The following is a 14,430-nucleotide window of genomic DNA, read 5'->3' on the forward strand; positions in this document are numbered from 1 at the left end:
CGATTTTTCTGCGGTTTCCCTTGAACACAGACGCAACGAACCTTTGATTTCTGCTCAAAATGCGGATATGGTATCCAGGTGAGACAAATCTGTGTGCACTGTTTCCGGAATCTGTGTGCAGATGGTATACTTAAAATCAGAACCAGCCGGAGTTTTCAGCAATGGTCAGAAATCAGCAACAATCGGAAAATCTTTACCGCAAACTGTGCGTCGAGGTGCGCCGGTTCACCCCGGGAGCCCGTTTCCACACGGTGCGGGAGATCATCGACAATTTCGACACGAGCCGCCGGGTCGTTGACGCAGTCCTTGATCGGATGGAGCGCAGAGGGATCGTTGAACGCCGTTCGCGCAGCGGAATTTTTGTACGAACTACGGGCGTCTGCCGTAAAATCGTCCACCTCTATCCCGACTGGCCGAGCGAGGAATGCAAAAGCAAAACAGAGCGTTTCCGACAGGCGTTTGAGAAGCTGGAAGGCTATGAATTTTCCGGGCTTCCCTTCAACTACCAGCATGAGCTCATCCCGATTATCAAGGGATGTGACGCCGATGCGATTCTGGTGGATTGGCCGGCCCGGCCGATCCGCCCGGACGAAATTGCGGAATTGGCGATGCTCCGGACGCTTGTGGTTGTTATGGGACGCGATCTGCGCGATGCCTCGATCAACTGTGTGTTCAGCGATACGGGGTACAATGCACTGGTGGCCGTCAACTGTTTCATCCGTCACGGACATAGAAAACTGGCCTTTCTCCAGGCGGAACCTGCCGTCGGCGGAAACCTGTCACTCCAGCAGAATGTATTGCTCTATGCAAAGGCCTGTGGCTGCGAGATATTGAATATCGACTGCCATGCGACGGACGGCGACTACGCGCCGGAACAGGCTTACTCCATGATGAACGGATTTCTGGACAGGAACGGCTGCCCGTTCACCGGCTTGATCGTGAACAGCGGGTATGCCGCCAAAGGGGCTTTGCTCGCTCTGGCCGAACATGAAATTCGTGTTCCGGAGGATGTGAGCTTAATCGGGATCGGCGGCAAAGCGGCAACCAGATTATTCAATCCGCCGGTTTCCGTATTATATGCCTGCAATGAAGAACAAAAAGTTGCCGTGGCAGTTGATTGTCACTTTCGCAAGCCCAATTTCGGCTTGATTGCAATTGCCGTTCATTCCGTAATTGAGCCCCGAAAATCCATTCAAAAAATTTTAAAGGAGGTATTTTGAATGAAAGCAAAACAAAATTTTACATTGATTGAGCTTCTTGTCGTGATTGCAATCATCGCAATTCTGGCGGCGATGCTGCTGCCGGCCTTGAACCAGGCACGCGAGCGGGGGCGAGCAACGTCATGCCTTAACAGCTTGAAACAAATGCATTTCGGATATGTCTCGTACGCAGACACCTACAATGATGTAATACCGGGAATAATTACAGGGCGAGGGACTGCCGGCGAACGTTATTGGGATTGGGTCCTTTCGCCGTTTCTTGAAGGGAATACGACTCAAAGTTATGATAATCGTACCCAAAAAAGACGATATAATTGTCCCTCCGCGTTTAAAACGGACACAACCTATGGCACCACCCTTGCCCAAGTCAACGTCCCCGGTCTCGCTGATCGCTGCTGGAGATATTCACGACTGAAACGTCCGTCGATTCAACCGCAGAACGGAGATTCTCCGGCACTAATTGGATCATGGTATTCCCGATTTATCTGTACACTAGAAAAGCAGGTTCCGGAAGGACGACATAATGGAGGAGCGAACATCCTGTTCGCGGATGGTCACGCCGGTTATGGAAAATGTGTCGATACCCGGACAACTTGGAACGGGACCAGCCTTGGCTGGCCACGCTTCAAAGAAATCACATGGTTCACGACCTCTGCGGGAGTGCTGTAATAATGCAGAGAAAACGTTGGATCAGCTTTGTGTGCTTTTTTTTGGGAGTGTCGGCGCTGGCGTTCGAATGGAACCTGCCGGGACGGGCGTGGACGGCGATCGATCCCCCCGCAGTCTGGAGCTTTTACGCCGCACCGCGCAAGGGGAGTCCCGGAGAGTGGAAGGTTCTGGCACAGAAGGATATGAATTATCATGAGAACCGCCTGATGTTCTCCGAGGAGAACGGCGACCCCTGGAGTGTCCCGGCGATCCGGGTGCAGAATTTTCAGAACCCCGGAGAGCAACTTCTGGAGTTTCTGACGGCTGCGGCCTCCGATCCGGTCGCGGTTTATCGCTGCACCGTGGCCGGAACGCTCGCCTTCGAGGCGGTCGTGACCGATCCGGTTCCCGCCGACGGCCCCGGAACGGACGGCAATGCCCGGTTCCGGATCAGCCGGATCGGAGCGGATCATACGGAACAGGTTCTGGATGAGTTCTCATTCCGGGGAAAGAAGGCCGAGACGCGTACCGGCCGGATCGCGGTTTCTCCCGGCGACCTGATCTGTTTCCGCAAAACCGCTTCTCTGGTTGACGATTACGGCAGAAGAAGCTGCCGGGTTTCGCTGAAGGTGAATCTGGAACCGGCCGGAACTGCTTCCGGATTGTGGGCTGCGGCGGTACCCGCGGGAAGAAACCTGCTCGCCGAACACATTTTTCTGCAGGGACGGTCGGAGGATGGCGAGACGGACCGGTTCGATCTCGCCCGGATTTCCGGCCGGGGAGTTCCGTTTGCAACGGTTCGGAAGGTGGAGGACGGCTCCTTCGAAATTTCCGCCCGTGCCGAAAAAAACGAGGGAGCCGCTTTCGGAGCCGGAGATCTTGTTCTCTATCGAAAAATCGAACTATCAGGGAATTACCGGGTTCGCATCGAAGCGTCGAACCCCGGACTTGATGTAAAGGGAGGAGATGGCGGCTCGCTCACGCTCTCCGTGCTGCCGCCCGACAGCATCGCCGACTGCGCCGCAGTGTTCCGGCTGGGAATTCCCGCGAGCCGGGCGGCGGAGACCCCGGTGGTTTCGGATGAGCGAATCCTGAAGCTGAATGCGGGCGATCTTCTCTCTCTCCGGCTCAATGCCGGAATCGACGGGTACGCGGACAGATTCCAAATCCGGTTTCAATGCGAACCGACGGCGGAAGATGGTATCGCGATTCCGCCGCCTGCGCCCGATTCGGTTCTGCCGTTTGTCGGCGAAAAGCGGAACGAGCCGGTTGTTTCAATGCGAAACGGCCTTTTCTGGCTTGGCGCCAGCGGTGCCTGGGTTTCGGGACCGGATACCGCAGAGTCGATTCAATTGATTTCAAAATTTGTTCCGGATCTCGCCGTAATCGGAGTCAACTCCCGGCCGGATCTGCTGCCGGCTCCGGCGTTTCTGCGTGAGCGGAACATTCCGGTGTTGACCCAGAATTTCGGAACCGGGTATGAGTCGTATTGGCGTTATATGGGTGCCTTTGAGTGGGATTCCAACCGGCGCGCCCATGCGGAAAAAAGTTTCATCGCGCTTTCCGGCATGGCGCATGCGGCCGCGATGCCGCATCCCGCCGTGCGCGAGGCGTTCGACCGGCTCATGCGTTCGAGTGTCCGGCACGGCTACGCCGGCTATGGATTCAACGACATGGTCTGGCACTGGGGCCCCGGGCGCGGGGCGAGCGGCTACAATCCGGAGACGATCCAGGCGTTCCGGCAGAGCCTCAAGGGGGAGGATGAAGGTTTTCTGTTCGGCTGGCGAAACGTGACGCCGCGCCGGTGGTATTTCCGCGACTACGTGAATTATTACCTCGGCTGCGAACTGCATCCGGAAGCATTCGGATTCAAGAGCTGGGATGATTACCGCCCGCTTCTAGCCCCCGAATATGAGGCAAAACGGAAGGCAGGGAAGGACGTCACCGCCGACGGAATGCTGCTCGATCTTCTCGTTCATTACGAATGGCTCAAGGCGGCAGACCGGATCGGGCGTGCCGCGAAGGAGGAGGGCGGATTCTTTCAGGTGCTCCCGAATCCGGAGGATCTCGCGAACGGGAACGACTTCCTGTTTCTCGCCGGTCTGACGAATGTCGACGGACGGACGGAGGAATATTTTTCCTCCCCGCTTTTTATGAGCGGCGCGTACTGCCGGTTCCCCTATTTCCGCGACCGAACCGCGGCGGGGACCCAGACCGGGATCGTGCTTGAGGCCGGAGCCGGCGGCAACTCGAAACCCTATTACACCGCCAAAACCAGCCTGAAAACCGCCTATGAGATCACGCTGGCGACCCGGGCGGATCATCTCGAAGGCGATTTCTGGTGGGGATTTTCCCGCCCGCTGGCGGAGCTGGCGAAAGAGGTGCTGCACCGCGACCGCTATGGTGCGATTCTCGCATACGGTCTCGGATTCCGGTACGGGCGCGAAGATATGAGTGCGTTCACCCGGCTGGAGCCGGACTTTCTCTCGATCACGTCGCGGCGGCTCTTCCGCCCGTGGGGGACGGTTTACCGCCCGTGGAACTGGTGGCTTGATACGCAGTTTTCGCCGGATCAGGAGCTCGTCCGGCTCGGATACATTCCGGCGGGGCAGGGGGAGGAGAGTCTGCGCGAACCGGACTTCCGTTCCGAGATATTGTTCTACTCGGCTTCGCCGGTGACGGCGTGGGGGTGGAAACGCTTTCAGGAGCTCTTGAAGTCGGGAGAGGTGAAACACGGCATCGTCATGGCCGGAGCTCTGCGGGAACAGATCGGCTCGGATCTGCACCCGGCTCCGTTTCTGAAATTGGCTCAACCGCAGAACGTGTCGGGGAAACTCGCGGATGCGTCCGGAAAAATTCTCTCCGGAAATCTCGAAGTCAAGGCGCTTTATCCCGCACCGGAAGGCTTTGAAACCGAATTCACGATCGGCGGCCGCCCCGCCGTGGTGAGTCGCAAAACCGGAAAAGGAAAACTCTGGATGCTGCTCGTGACGCCGGTTCCGGAGACTCCCGGCGGCGTTTCGCCTGATGCAGAGACGGGGAGGGCGGTCTACCGGGCATTGCTCGACAAGCTGGGCCGTCAACCGCACTGGCGCAGCGGCGACCCGATCGAAGCGCGGCTCTATCGGAATAAGGAAGGGGTGCGGCTGGTCTCCGCGATGCGTTACGACTGTCTTGCGAAGGAAATAGAGGGCGTCTATCCTGCGACCGCTCCCGGTGACGCGTCTCTGGAAGTGAAACTGAATCCGGGTCATTATGTCGCCGTCACATTCCCGGAATTGCGCCGGTTCGATGTAACCACGGGCGGCGACGGCTGGGGGAAACTTGACTGCGGCCGTTCGGCTTACGAGCTCTTCTTCCTCATCCCCGCAGATCGTGCGGAAACGTTTGTGGAGAAGCTCACCGCTCGTGCCGCCGAATTCCGCCGGGCGATGACACTCGACGGAATCAGCAGCGTTCCCGCGCGGTGAATTCCATTTACCGCGGACGGAGAACCCGGAAGTTCCGGATCCGGTAGGTCATTCCCGGAATGCGGGAGTTCAGACCGATCCGGATCATTCCAATTTTTGCCGGGTCGATCTGTTCCTTGTGGAAGCGGACGATCCGGGGTTCCCATACTCCGTTCCGGCTCGGCGCGGCGAAGGGGAGTTCAATCCGGTCGCCGAAGCCGGCCGGCGTGACCGGCAGCACCATGACCAGCATCTTCTGAATGTTTTTGACGGAGTCCGCGCAGACTTCGAAGGAGACTCCGTATGCGCCGTCAAGGGACTCCTCCGGCAGTTTCAGATAAAACTCCGGATAAACCCAGCGGTCAACGTTCGGCGGAAATTCCGTCGCGAAGGAGAGAGTTCCCCTGCCGTCGCCGGTGATCGTCATTTTTCCGGAGGAGTTGGCCTTCCAGTTTTCCGGCGCATTGAGCCGGGGCATTTCGATTTTGCAACTGGCCGCAAGCTGCCGGGCCTCGGAAATCAGCGGAACGACCAGCGGCGTGATCTCTTTGCCGCCGAAGCGGCCCGTCACATGAAATTCCGCCGTGTGCCCGTTGCCGAAATCCGGCGTGAAACGCAGCGGCAGCTCCACCTTCTCGAAAGAAGGAATCGTGATGTGTTCCGGAAGTCCCGCGATTTTTCCTCCGGAGACAGTGAGCGAGCCGCTCTTCTCCTGTTCGGAGAGATTCCAGACCTGAAGCGTCAGAGCCGCCGTATCCTGTTTGATGTCGCAGCAGTTCTTGTCGGTCTGCAGGACAAAATCTTCTGAAAGTTCAACCCGGCAGACGATCGTTCTGTCGAACGCCGAATCGCGCGATCTGGTTCGAATGGCGTTTTTTCGGAAGGGAACGGTCGGCTTGAGCCCCTTCAATCCCGTGAGGTAGGAGGGCATTCGCGTTGCCGTGAGCGATGTCCCTCTGGAATCCGCGACAACTTCGAATGGCGTGCCGAAGACATTCGTTCCCGTGTATTTCCCGGAGCGCACGGGAAGCAGGAAATTCCGCTCCTCGATCTCCTTCGGAAACACGGAGGATCCACCGTGTTTTTCCAGCGGAGACTTCAACCAGTAGACGAGAGTTTGAGTACCGTCATTGCAGCGGTAGAGGTGTCCGGCGATTTCAGGGGAGATGTCGTACCTTCCGAGATATTTCGCATCTCCGAGCCGGTCAGTCAGATTGGAAAAAGCCGCGACCGCAGGTTTGGCCGTGTAGTCGTACCGCAGCAACCCCCAGACCTTCTCTCCTCCGGCCTCGTTGACGGGAGTGAGCACGAAGAAGAAAGTCTTGTCGACACCGAGGTTTTGCAGAGCAATCATCATCTTCGGCATAAACTCTGCGATCAGAAGTTCCTGATCCGGAGAGTGTTCCCGGCATCCCTTCATTGGGGAGTCCAGGCCGCCTTTCCCCTCCGTCAGGCATCCGCTCTCCGTGAAATAAACGGGATAGTCGTCCAGTCCGTTTCGCTTCATGAATTCCCTGACGGCGGCCATCATCTCCGGATAGTCCGCCAGAGAAAGATAGGTGTGAACATTGAAAATATCAAAATATTCCCGTGCGCCATTGGCCATGAGAGGATCACCGTAAATTCCCGGAGAGGCGGACTTCGAAAAGGCGCCGATTGCGACCGGAAGATCAGGATCTCCGGCTTTGAATCCGAGGCAGGCGGCTTTGAGACCGGCGGCATACTCCCAGGCTCCTTTCCGGGTAAAGCCGATGTCCTCTTCGTTCCAGTATTCCCAGAGCGTGACTTTCCCTTTGAACGCTTCGGCCATCGCCTTGCAGGAACGGTAAAGCCCGGCGAGATCAGCGGGAAGCCGCGGATTGTTTCCCCGACACCACGCGGGGGTGTCATGGAAAAGTGTGCTGACTTCGATGCCCCGCTGCTGCATCAGCCGGGCGTTGTCAAGGTAAGGAAACCCTTCCGGATTCCAGTTGAATTTGCCCGGCTCTGGTTCGCATTGCGGCCAGCGGAATCGTTCACGTACCATCTTCGCTCCGGCCCGCCGGGCGACTTCCGCCACGATCTCGCGGGCATTTTCCGGATAACGGCTGTTCTGACGGTTGTAGGAGGGGGAGGCCAGCCAGCTGTTCGCCGTATCGAGAGCGAAGAACGAATCCGCGGAGAGTTTCCTTTGTTCCGGACGCGGCCCGACGATGAAACTGCGGCAACCTTCTCCCGGGGAGAGGCGCAGCCGGTAATATCCGTTCGGCAGCTGCGGCAGCGTCAACTCTTTGCCCTCCCAGCTTCCGGAGGAGAGAATGTTGCCCCGCCAGTCAAGCAGCTTCCAGGAGGTTATTTTTTCCGGGAGGGTCAGGGTGAATTTCAATGGTTCTCCCTGAATAAAAAATGTTCCTGGAGCTTCGGCTTTGAGGATGACGGCCGTTTCCATCTGCGCCGCGACCGCGTTCAGCATATAAAGAACAATGAGAATGGAAGTGATGATTTTCATGGGAGGAGTGTTCTTCTCTGTCATGTCAGATGATTGTCGTTTGTTGTCGGTTCGTCCGCCGTCAGTTTTTCAGGGCGCCGTCTACCAGAACGACCGTTGCGCCGTAATCCAGAAGATCCTGTCCGGTCATCGTGTCGACATGGCCGTCCCCGTAACAGATGTTGCTGCGGCCGCCATGATGAGCGCTCAGATAAGCCTCGCCGAATTTCTCTTTGGTGAAGTTCGGATGCCCGGTCATGCTGCTGTCGTTTTTGGAATTTTCTGCGACCAGAATGGTGTGGGCAGGATCTTTCATCCGGGTCGGATACAGGAAGTCATAGGCGTTTCCGCCGGTATGTCCGCACATGGCGTATTCTCCGAGTTCGCTTTTGCGGATCTGATAGATGCTGGAAGATTGCTCACACCGCTCCATGCTGTTTCAATTGAGATGCGCAATCGGCGCTTTTGGCCCGTTCTCTGGCTTTGTTCAATGCCGGGAGCAGCATTCCGGCGAGGATGGCGATGATGGCAATCACAACCAGAAGTTCGATAAGTGTAAATTTTTTCATGTTGATCCCTGTTTGTTAAAAGTTGACGGGTTGTTTCAGCGCAGCAACGCTGTTGCGTTCAATGAGACGGGCAGGCTCCAGATGGTAGATCGGGCCGTCGAAAGATTCTCCGCGAACCTTGGCGAGCACCAGTTCCGTGATGTGCTCGACGTGATTGGCCAGATCGAATCCGACCGTGGTGAACCCGGGGCTTGCCCAGCTTGAAACCGGCTGATTGTCAAATCCAACCAGAGAGATATCCTTTCCGGCAACCAGACGGTGCTCCGCAAGTGTTTTTGCCGCAATGAGCGCAAAGTTGTCATTGTGGCAGAAGAATGCGGACGGCAGAGGCGCTCCGCTTTCCAGCAGACGGGTCAGAGCCGGAACGATATTTTCCGGTGTTTCGGATTCCATATGGATCACCCATTCCGGATTCTGTTCGAGGTTATGGGTCCGCAGAAAGTTGTAGTAGAGAGCCAGACGTGTACGCGCATGAGCGTTTTTTTCTTCAAACTGATTCGCTCCGATGTATCCGATTTTCCGATGGCCGCGCTCCATCAGATGCTGCAGAGCCAGATGAATTCCCCCGTAGATGTCGAGTCCGGCACTGTCGATCGGCAGCGGATCCAGAGCATCGAACGCAACGAGTTTCGGATTGCGCCCAGAATTTCCAAGGACCTGATAGCGGCCGGAATCCAACGGCCCGATCAGAATACACTCCGCCTTGATCTGAGCGAAAAAATCGAGTACCCATTTTTCCCGTGCGATGGTCTCTTCCTCCGAGAGATCGAGCTGATGCGCAATGATCGTGTTGAGGTAAAGCCCCTGCGCAAACAGCCGGTTCTGCAACGCATTGACCAACCCCGCAAACCAGGGATCGGAAGGCGCGGCCCGCAGACAGAGCCCGACCAGACTCGTATGCCCTTTCAACAGAGACTTCGCCAGATAGGAAGGCTGATAACCGTTGCGCCTGGCGTAATCCCGGATCCGATCGGCAAGTTCCGGCGCGACCCCCTTCCGGCGATTCAGCGCATTGCTGACCGTCACAGGAGAGACATTGAATTCACGAGCGATTTCACTGATTGTCATCGACTGCTTAAACCTTTAAGTTTTGACTCTTAAAAAATGGCTGTCTCCTCTTCCGACAGCCGATACTTAAACCTTTAATCTAAATTATACCACAAAAGAAGGACGATGTCAAGAGTGGAAGATGAAAAAAAACGGAAACGGAAGAAAAAAACAAAGTTCTTTACGGGGAAGAACAGCTTTTCCCCTGACAGAGTTTGCAAAATCTCCAAAAACATGCTAGATTACTGCAGTACGTAATCAGGAGGAATCATGCCGATGAAAAAACTCTATTTGCCGTGTTGGTTGTTCATTGTGTGTTCAATAGCACTTGTCCCGGCCGCTTCGGCCGCGGATGCGGAAACTCCGGCACCGGGCGCGTCGCAATCCTTTCAGGAGCAGAAAGCCCCGGCTCAGACGCAGGAGCAGCAGGCGGAGGAAACCCTCAGGAAAACCACTCATGGCCGCAGCATGCTCGCACGTGACGACGGGGGAGACGCCGAAAGCGGCCGCTTCATGCGTGCCCTTTCCGCCTGCATCGGCAGCTATACCGGCAGTTCCAACTAAGGGCAGGGAGGTGATGTCATGAATCGACCCGTGAATCAGAAACCGCAGGATCAGAAAAAAAGTCCGGTCGGTAAAATCATTGCGATTGTGATCGTGTTGATCATCCTCGGCGCAGCGGTCATGGTGGGAATCAAAATTCCGGACACGATGAATCTGGAACGGCAGATGGATGCCGCGGCGCTCTCGATTTCCAATGACAGCGTAACCGCTCTTGCGGGCGCTGTTGAGCAGTATCCGCGGGCTGCGAACAAAGCGAACGCAATTCAGCTTGTCAATGAGATGATCGGGGTAATGATCTCCGAGGCCGTTCCGAAAACCGATTACCGGACACTTGAGGGAATTGAAACGGAACTCAACGACAATACCGCCTGGAAACCGTATGCGACGGAGGAGAACCGGAAGATCCTCGCCGACGCCTGGGACGAGGTGATTCGGCGGATGCAGGCTGAACATGACAAGCTGGTCGATTTGAAAGAGGTGGCAGTCAGAATTCAGGGAGCCTCCATTCCGCGCGCCTCGGACGTGGCGGAATTTTATGACTTCAAACTTCCGGCAGGATTTACCGCCGCGCGTCCGGTTCAGATGGCGACGGCCTTTGCCGCCGCAGTCGCGATTAAAAACCAGGAGCTGGCCGGATCGATTCTGGCCGATGCCGTCGATCAGGAAAGTCTGCTGGCCGGGACAGAGGAGCCCTGCCGGGAATGCGACAGCAAGGGCAGCGTTCCCTGCCGCAGCTGCACGGCGAATCCCGGTAAATGCCCAACCTGCAAAGGTACCGGTGCCATGAAGGTCAGCCGGCTTGTGGACAACCAGGTGCAGGCCACGGAACAGCCCTGCACCCGGTGCAAGGGAACCGGCGAGTGCGTGGTCTGCAAAGGCACCGGGAAGCGGGATTGCTTCTACTGCAAGGGAACAGCCAGGCGGACCAACACCGATATCGCTGCGGAAACCATGAGGAAAGGTCTGAAAACGTTGATCGGGCAGATTGACACTCAGGCCGCTGAACTTGAACGCTTGAAGTCCAGAACTGTGCGTTAAGGATCCGGAAGCCGATGCCGATCCAGTGCATACAGATCCCGGCGGGGACCGTCCTCGCCGGTTACCGGATCGAGTCCGAACTGGGACGAGGAAACAATGGTGTCGTCTATCTTGCACGGCAGGAATCTCTCGACCGCGAGGTCGCATTCAAGGTTCTGCTGCCGGAGCTGGCGGCAGAACCGGGATATGTCACTAATTTTCTGCGGGAGGCGCGGCTTGCGGCCAGACTGGATCATCCGAACATCGTTCAGGCATACGATGCGGGACCGACTTCGGAAGGATATTATTACTTCGCAATGGAGCTGGTCATCGGTCCATCCCTTGAGGATATTCGGCGTACCTCTCCGGAAAAGCTGACGTTTGATCTCATTTTCCGTCTTTCGATCGAACTTGCGGATGCCCTCGAATACGCCTGGAGCGTTCATCATATGACTCATGGGGACATCAAACCGGGAAATCTGCTCATTTCGCAGGAGACCGGGGGGCTCAAGCTTGCCGATCTCGGACTTGCCCGCGTGAGCGGCAGCAGAACCGGCGACGACATCATGGCGACGCCGCTCTACGCAGCGCCGGAACTGATTCGAGGGGAGAAAACCGATTTCGGCATCAAGAGTGACCTGTACAGTTTCGGTGTCATGCTCTATGAATTGCTCTGCGGGTCTCCTCCATTTACGGGGAGTCCTGAAAAGGTGCTGGAACAGCATCTGTATGCAACGCCGCAGCCGCTCTTGACCCGGAATCCGGATCTGGAACCGAAACTGGTCGCTTTCGTCGAGCGACTGATGGACAAGGACCCGGCCGGCCGCCCGGAGAGCTGGCAGGAGGTCGGAGCCTTTTTCTCCGCGATGTTGAGCTCCGCCCGGAATAATTCGAATGAGACGATCCGGGCGATTATCTCTTCCGAAAAAAAACGGCGTTCACTTCGTGCGGTCGCGGGATGGCTCATTTTTCTACTGGTACTGGCCGTTCTCGGCACGGTGGTCTTTCTCGTATTCCGCCTTCAGCAACTGGAGCCGGAACCGATTCATCCACAGGAACTTGATGAAAAGCTCATCCATTTGGAATCTGGATCCGATCCGGAAAATCCGCCATCTTCCCGCGTCTCTGCCGAGACCCCGGAAAAACGGGAGTCTCCGGTCGTCCAGCAACAGGAAGTTTCATCGGAATCGACTCCGCCCCGGAGGCGGCGGTCCGGCCTGCAGCGGCTTTTCAATCCCCCCGTCGACGAAAACGTCCTTGAATCGGAAAACCGCAGAATCCAGAGGCTTTTTCAGTCATTTCATTCTCAATTGCCGGATGCCTGGCGCAGGGAGGCTTTCCTGGTACTCAATGAGAGTCTCCGCCTGATGTTGCAGCTCTATCCGCTCGATATGGCGCTCAAGCGCGTGGACCGGATTGAACTTTCCCCGAATGCAAACGAAAGGATCCGCTGGATTTCCAACGGCCCGGTGAGCGGTACTTTGCGCATCCCGCGGAATGCTTCCCCGCTCCAGATTGCCGGAGCGCTGGGAGCGGGGCTGTTTGAGGCGAATGCCCGCCGCCTCGGACTCTCAGAAGACTTAAAATCCGAATTCGCCGGAGCATTTCAATATTTTATCGAGGAGCGTTTGACCGGAAAGGGGACCCCCGATCCGGACAACCGGATCCTGCGGCTTTGCAATCACTCTCTGCCGGTCTTCGCCCTCATGCTGCAGGAGCCGCGCCAGTTGAAATCCCTGAGCCGCTCCCGCTGATTTTTCATCCGCCAAAGTCACGCTCCCCGGAGGAGTTTTCCCCGGGGAGCGTCTGTTTCAGGCTTTGCACATCTCTTCGAGGAGTGTTTCAAGTTCACTCTTGAAGGTGTTCATTTTGTCCGCAGGGTCAACCCCCGGCCAAACGCCGGCAAACTCGTCGTCAAGGGAGACGCCCTCATCGAAAAACACATCCGGAACCTGTACAACCGAGGGCAGGGGACGCCATTCCGTGCGTCCGGCCGCCGCATCCAGCGTAAACGCGAAGTCGTCTGGAGACAACTCGTATCCTTTCCCCAGGGACTCCGGATGAGTGACATTCCCGCGGCTGCCGGTTACGGTCCCGCCGACGTCGACGCTGATTTCATCCAGAGACATACCGGCCACGCCCGGCCGATAAACGGAACGGGAGTAGAAATCGGAAGTTTCTCCGGAATGCAGCAACTCCATTCCGTCGAGTCGACCACGGGCAGGGAGGCTCTCCAGAGCCGCGATCATCGTTGGATATGAGGCCGCGTACAGATTTCCTTCCGGGAACGGCACAACCTCCCGCGCCGCCAACGCTCCACCGAGCATGGCAGGAACGGTCGCGTTGAAATTCCAGTTCATGACATCCGGCCACTGATCATAATTCACATGGGCCGGGACACGAGCCTGCGCATAAACCGTCAACGTGCCGGACTGAAGCGTGATGTTGTAATTCCCGGCATCGGTTGCCGAGGTGAGCGTATAAGAGGCAATGGTATTTTCGCTGCTGCCGGGTTGCGTTTGAGATCCGGTTACGATAACTTCGGCAACCCCCTCACCGGAAACGAATCCATCTCCTCCAATTGTGTACGTGTCATCGACCAGCGGTTTGCCATCATACACCTTCGAAGCGCTGGCGGCGGTGATCGTTACTTCCCGCGGCGTAATGTCGGCAGTCAACCCCTCTGCGTTCATAACGATCTGATAGTTGTCGGCGTCCGCTCCCGAAAGTACGAGATCCGAAACCGTGACGATTTTATCAACCCCCGCATTTTTATCGGCAAACGCCCCCTTGCTGGAGACCGCGAGATCGTCTCCCGCAACCATGCCGTCGAATGTGACGTTGTCATAGTTCAGCGTCGCGTCGGTGGTGCCGTCGTAGACCTTGTCGTCGGCGGTAATGCCCGTTACGCTGATCGTCTTCGCCGTGATGTCGGCAAGCGCGGTCGTCGTGGTCGCGTCAAGCACGTAGTTCCCGGCGTCTGTGCCGGAGAGCACGAGGTCGGCGATCGTGACGAGTTTGTCGACGCCGACATTCTTGTTGTCGAACGTCCCCTTGCCGGAGACCGCGAGATCATCTCCCGCAACCATGCCGTCGAATGTGACGTTGTCATAGTTCAGCGTCGCGTCGGTGGTGCCGTCGTAGACCTTGTCGTCGGCGGTAATGCCCGTTACGCTGATCGTCTTCGCCGTGATGTCGGCAAGCGCGGTCGTCGTGGTCGCGTCAAGCACGTAGTTCCCGGCGTCTGTGCCGGAGAGCACGAGGTCGGCGATCGTGACGAGTTTGTCGACGCCGACGTTCTTGTTGTCGAACGTCCCCTTGCCGGAGACCGCGAGATCGTCTCCCGCAACCATGCCGTCGAATGTGACGTTATCATAGTTCAGCGTCGCGTCGGTGGTGCCGTCGTAGACCTTGTCGTCGGCGGTAATGCCCGTTACGCTGATCGTCTT

General features: G+C 57.0%; 10 protein-coding genes and 1 pseudogene. 6 read left to right on the forward strand and 5 right to left on the reverse strand.

Annotated elements, in window-relative coordinates; translation table 11 throughout:
- The first annotated feature begins 161 nt into the window (after positions 1 to 161).
- The 3 genes from Q0K10_RS06470 to Q0K10_RS06480 are packed head-to-tail and all read left to right on the forward strand — an operon-like array spanning position 162 to position 5,338.
- Positions 162 to 1,220, forward strand: a complete 1,059-nt coding sequence (locus Q0K10_RS06470; RefSeq protein WP_294504765.1) for a substrate-binding domain-containing protein — start codon at positions 162 to 164, stop codon at positions 1,218 to 1,220.
- Entirely contained in the window at positions 1,221 to 1,889 is a 669-nt protein-coding gene (locus tag Q0K10_RS06475) for a DUF1559 domain-containing protein (RefSeq protein WP_294504769.1), read from the forward strand. It begins immediately after the preceding gene.
- 2 nt (positions 1,890 to 1,891) lie between these two features.
- Positions 1,892 to 5,338 (forward strand): hypothetical protein, encoded by a 3,447-nt coding sequence (locus Q0K10_RS06480; protein ID WP_294504772.1) that lies wholly within the window; start codon positions 1,892 to 1,894, stop codon positions 5,336 to 5,338.
- A 7-nt stretch (positions 5,339 to 5,345) separates the two neighbouring features.
- Here the strand turns inward: Q0K10_RS06480 and Q0K10_RS06485 are convergent, their stop codons facing one another.
- From Q0K10_RS06485 to Q0K10_RS06500, 4 genes and pseudogenes are all read right to left on the reverse strand, one after another.
- Positions 5,346 to 7,805, reverse strand: coding sequence for a hypothetical protein (locus Q0K10_RS06485; protein ID WP_294504775.1), 2,460 nt, complete (start codon positions 7,803 to 7,805; stop codon positions 5,346 to 5,348).
- Between the two features lie 61 nt (positions 7,806 to 7,866).
- Complete coding sequence (locus Q0K10_RS06490) at positions 7,867 to 8,217, reverse strand: H-X9-DG-CTERM domain-containing protein (protein WP_294504778.1); 351 nt, start codon at positions 8,215 to 8,217, stop codon at positions 7,867 to 7,869.
- A pseudogene (locus Q0K10_RS06495) lies at positions 8,213 to 8,353 on the reverse strand (type II secretion system protein); the annotation flags it as partial. The gene Q0K10_RS06490 and the pseudogene Q0K10_RS06495, both read right to left, overlap by 5 nt.
- A 15-nt stretch (positions 8,354 to 8,368) precedes the next feature.
- Positions 8,369 to 9,421, reverse strand: a complete 1,053-nt coding sequence (locus Q0K10_RS06500; RefSeq protein WP_294504782.1) for a LacI family DNA-binding transcriptional regulator — start codon at positions 9,419 to 9,421, stop codon at positions 8,369 to 8,371.
- Between the two features lie 255 nt (positions 9,422 to 9,676).
- On the opposite strand from Q0K10_RS06500, the gene Q0K10_RS06505 reads away from it, so the two are divergent.
- The 3 genes from Q0K10_RS06505 to Q0K10_RS06515 are packed head-to-tail and all read left to right on the forward strand — an operon-like array spanning position 9,677 to position 12,735.
- A complete protein-coding gene (locus Q0K10_RS06505) occupies positions 9,677 to 9,964 on the forward strand; it encodes a hypothetical protein (protein ID WP_294504785.1) in 288 nt (95 codons plus the stop codon).
- Between the two features lie 18 nt (positions 9,965 to 9,982).
- Positions 9,983 to 11,002, forward strand: coding sequence for a hypothetical protein (locus Q0K10_RS06510; protein ID WP_294504787.1), 1,020 nt, complete (start codon positions 9,983 to 9,985; stop codon positions 11,000 to 11,002).
- 14 nt (positions 11,003 to 11,016) lie between these two features.
- Complete coding sequence (locus Q0K10_RS06515) at positions 11,017 to 12,735, forward strand: serine/threonine-protein kinase (RefSeq protein WP_294504788.1); 1,719 nt, start codon at positions 11,017 to 11,019, stop codon at positions 12,733 to 12,735.
- Between the two features lie 57 nt (positions 12,736 to 12,792).
- Here the strand turns inward: Q0K10_RS06515 and Q0K10_RS06520 are convergent.
- A partial coding sequence (locus Q0K10_RS06520; RefSeq protein WP_294504790.1) for a YDG domain-containing protein occupies positions 12,793 to 14,430 on the reverse strand: 1,638 nt, incomplete at its 5' end.

Origin of the sequence: uncultured Victivallis sp., from assembly GCF_944391105.1 — a bacterium.
Taxonomy (GTDB): domain Bacteria; phylum Verrucomicrobiota; class Lentisphaeria; order Victivallales; family Victivallaceae; genus Victivallis.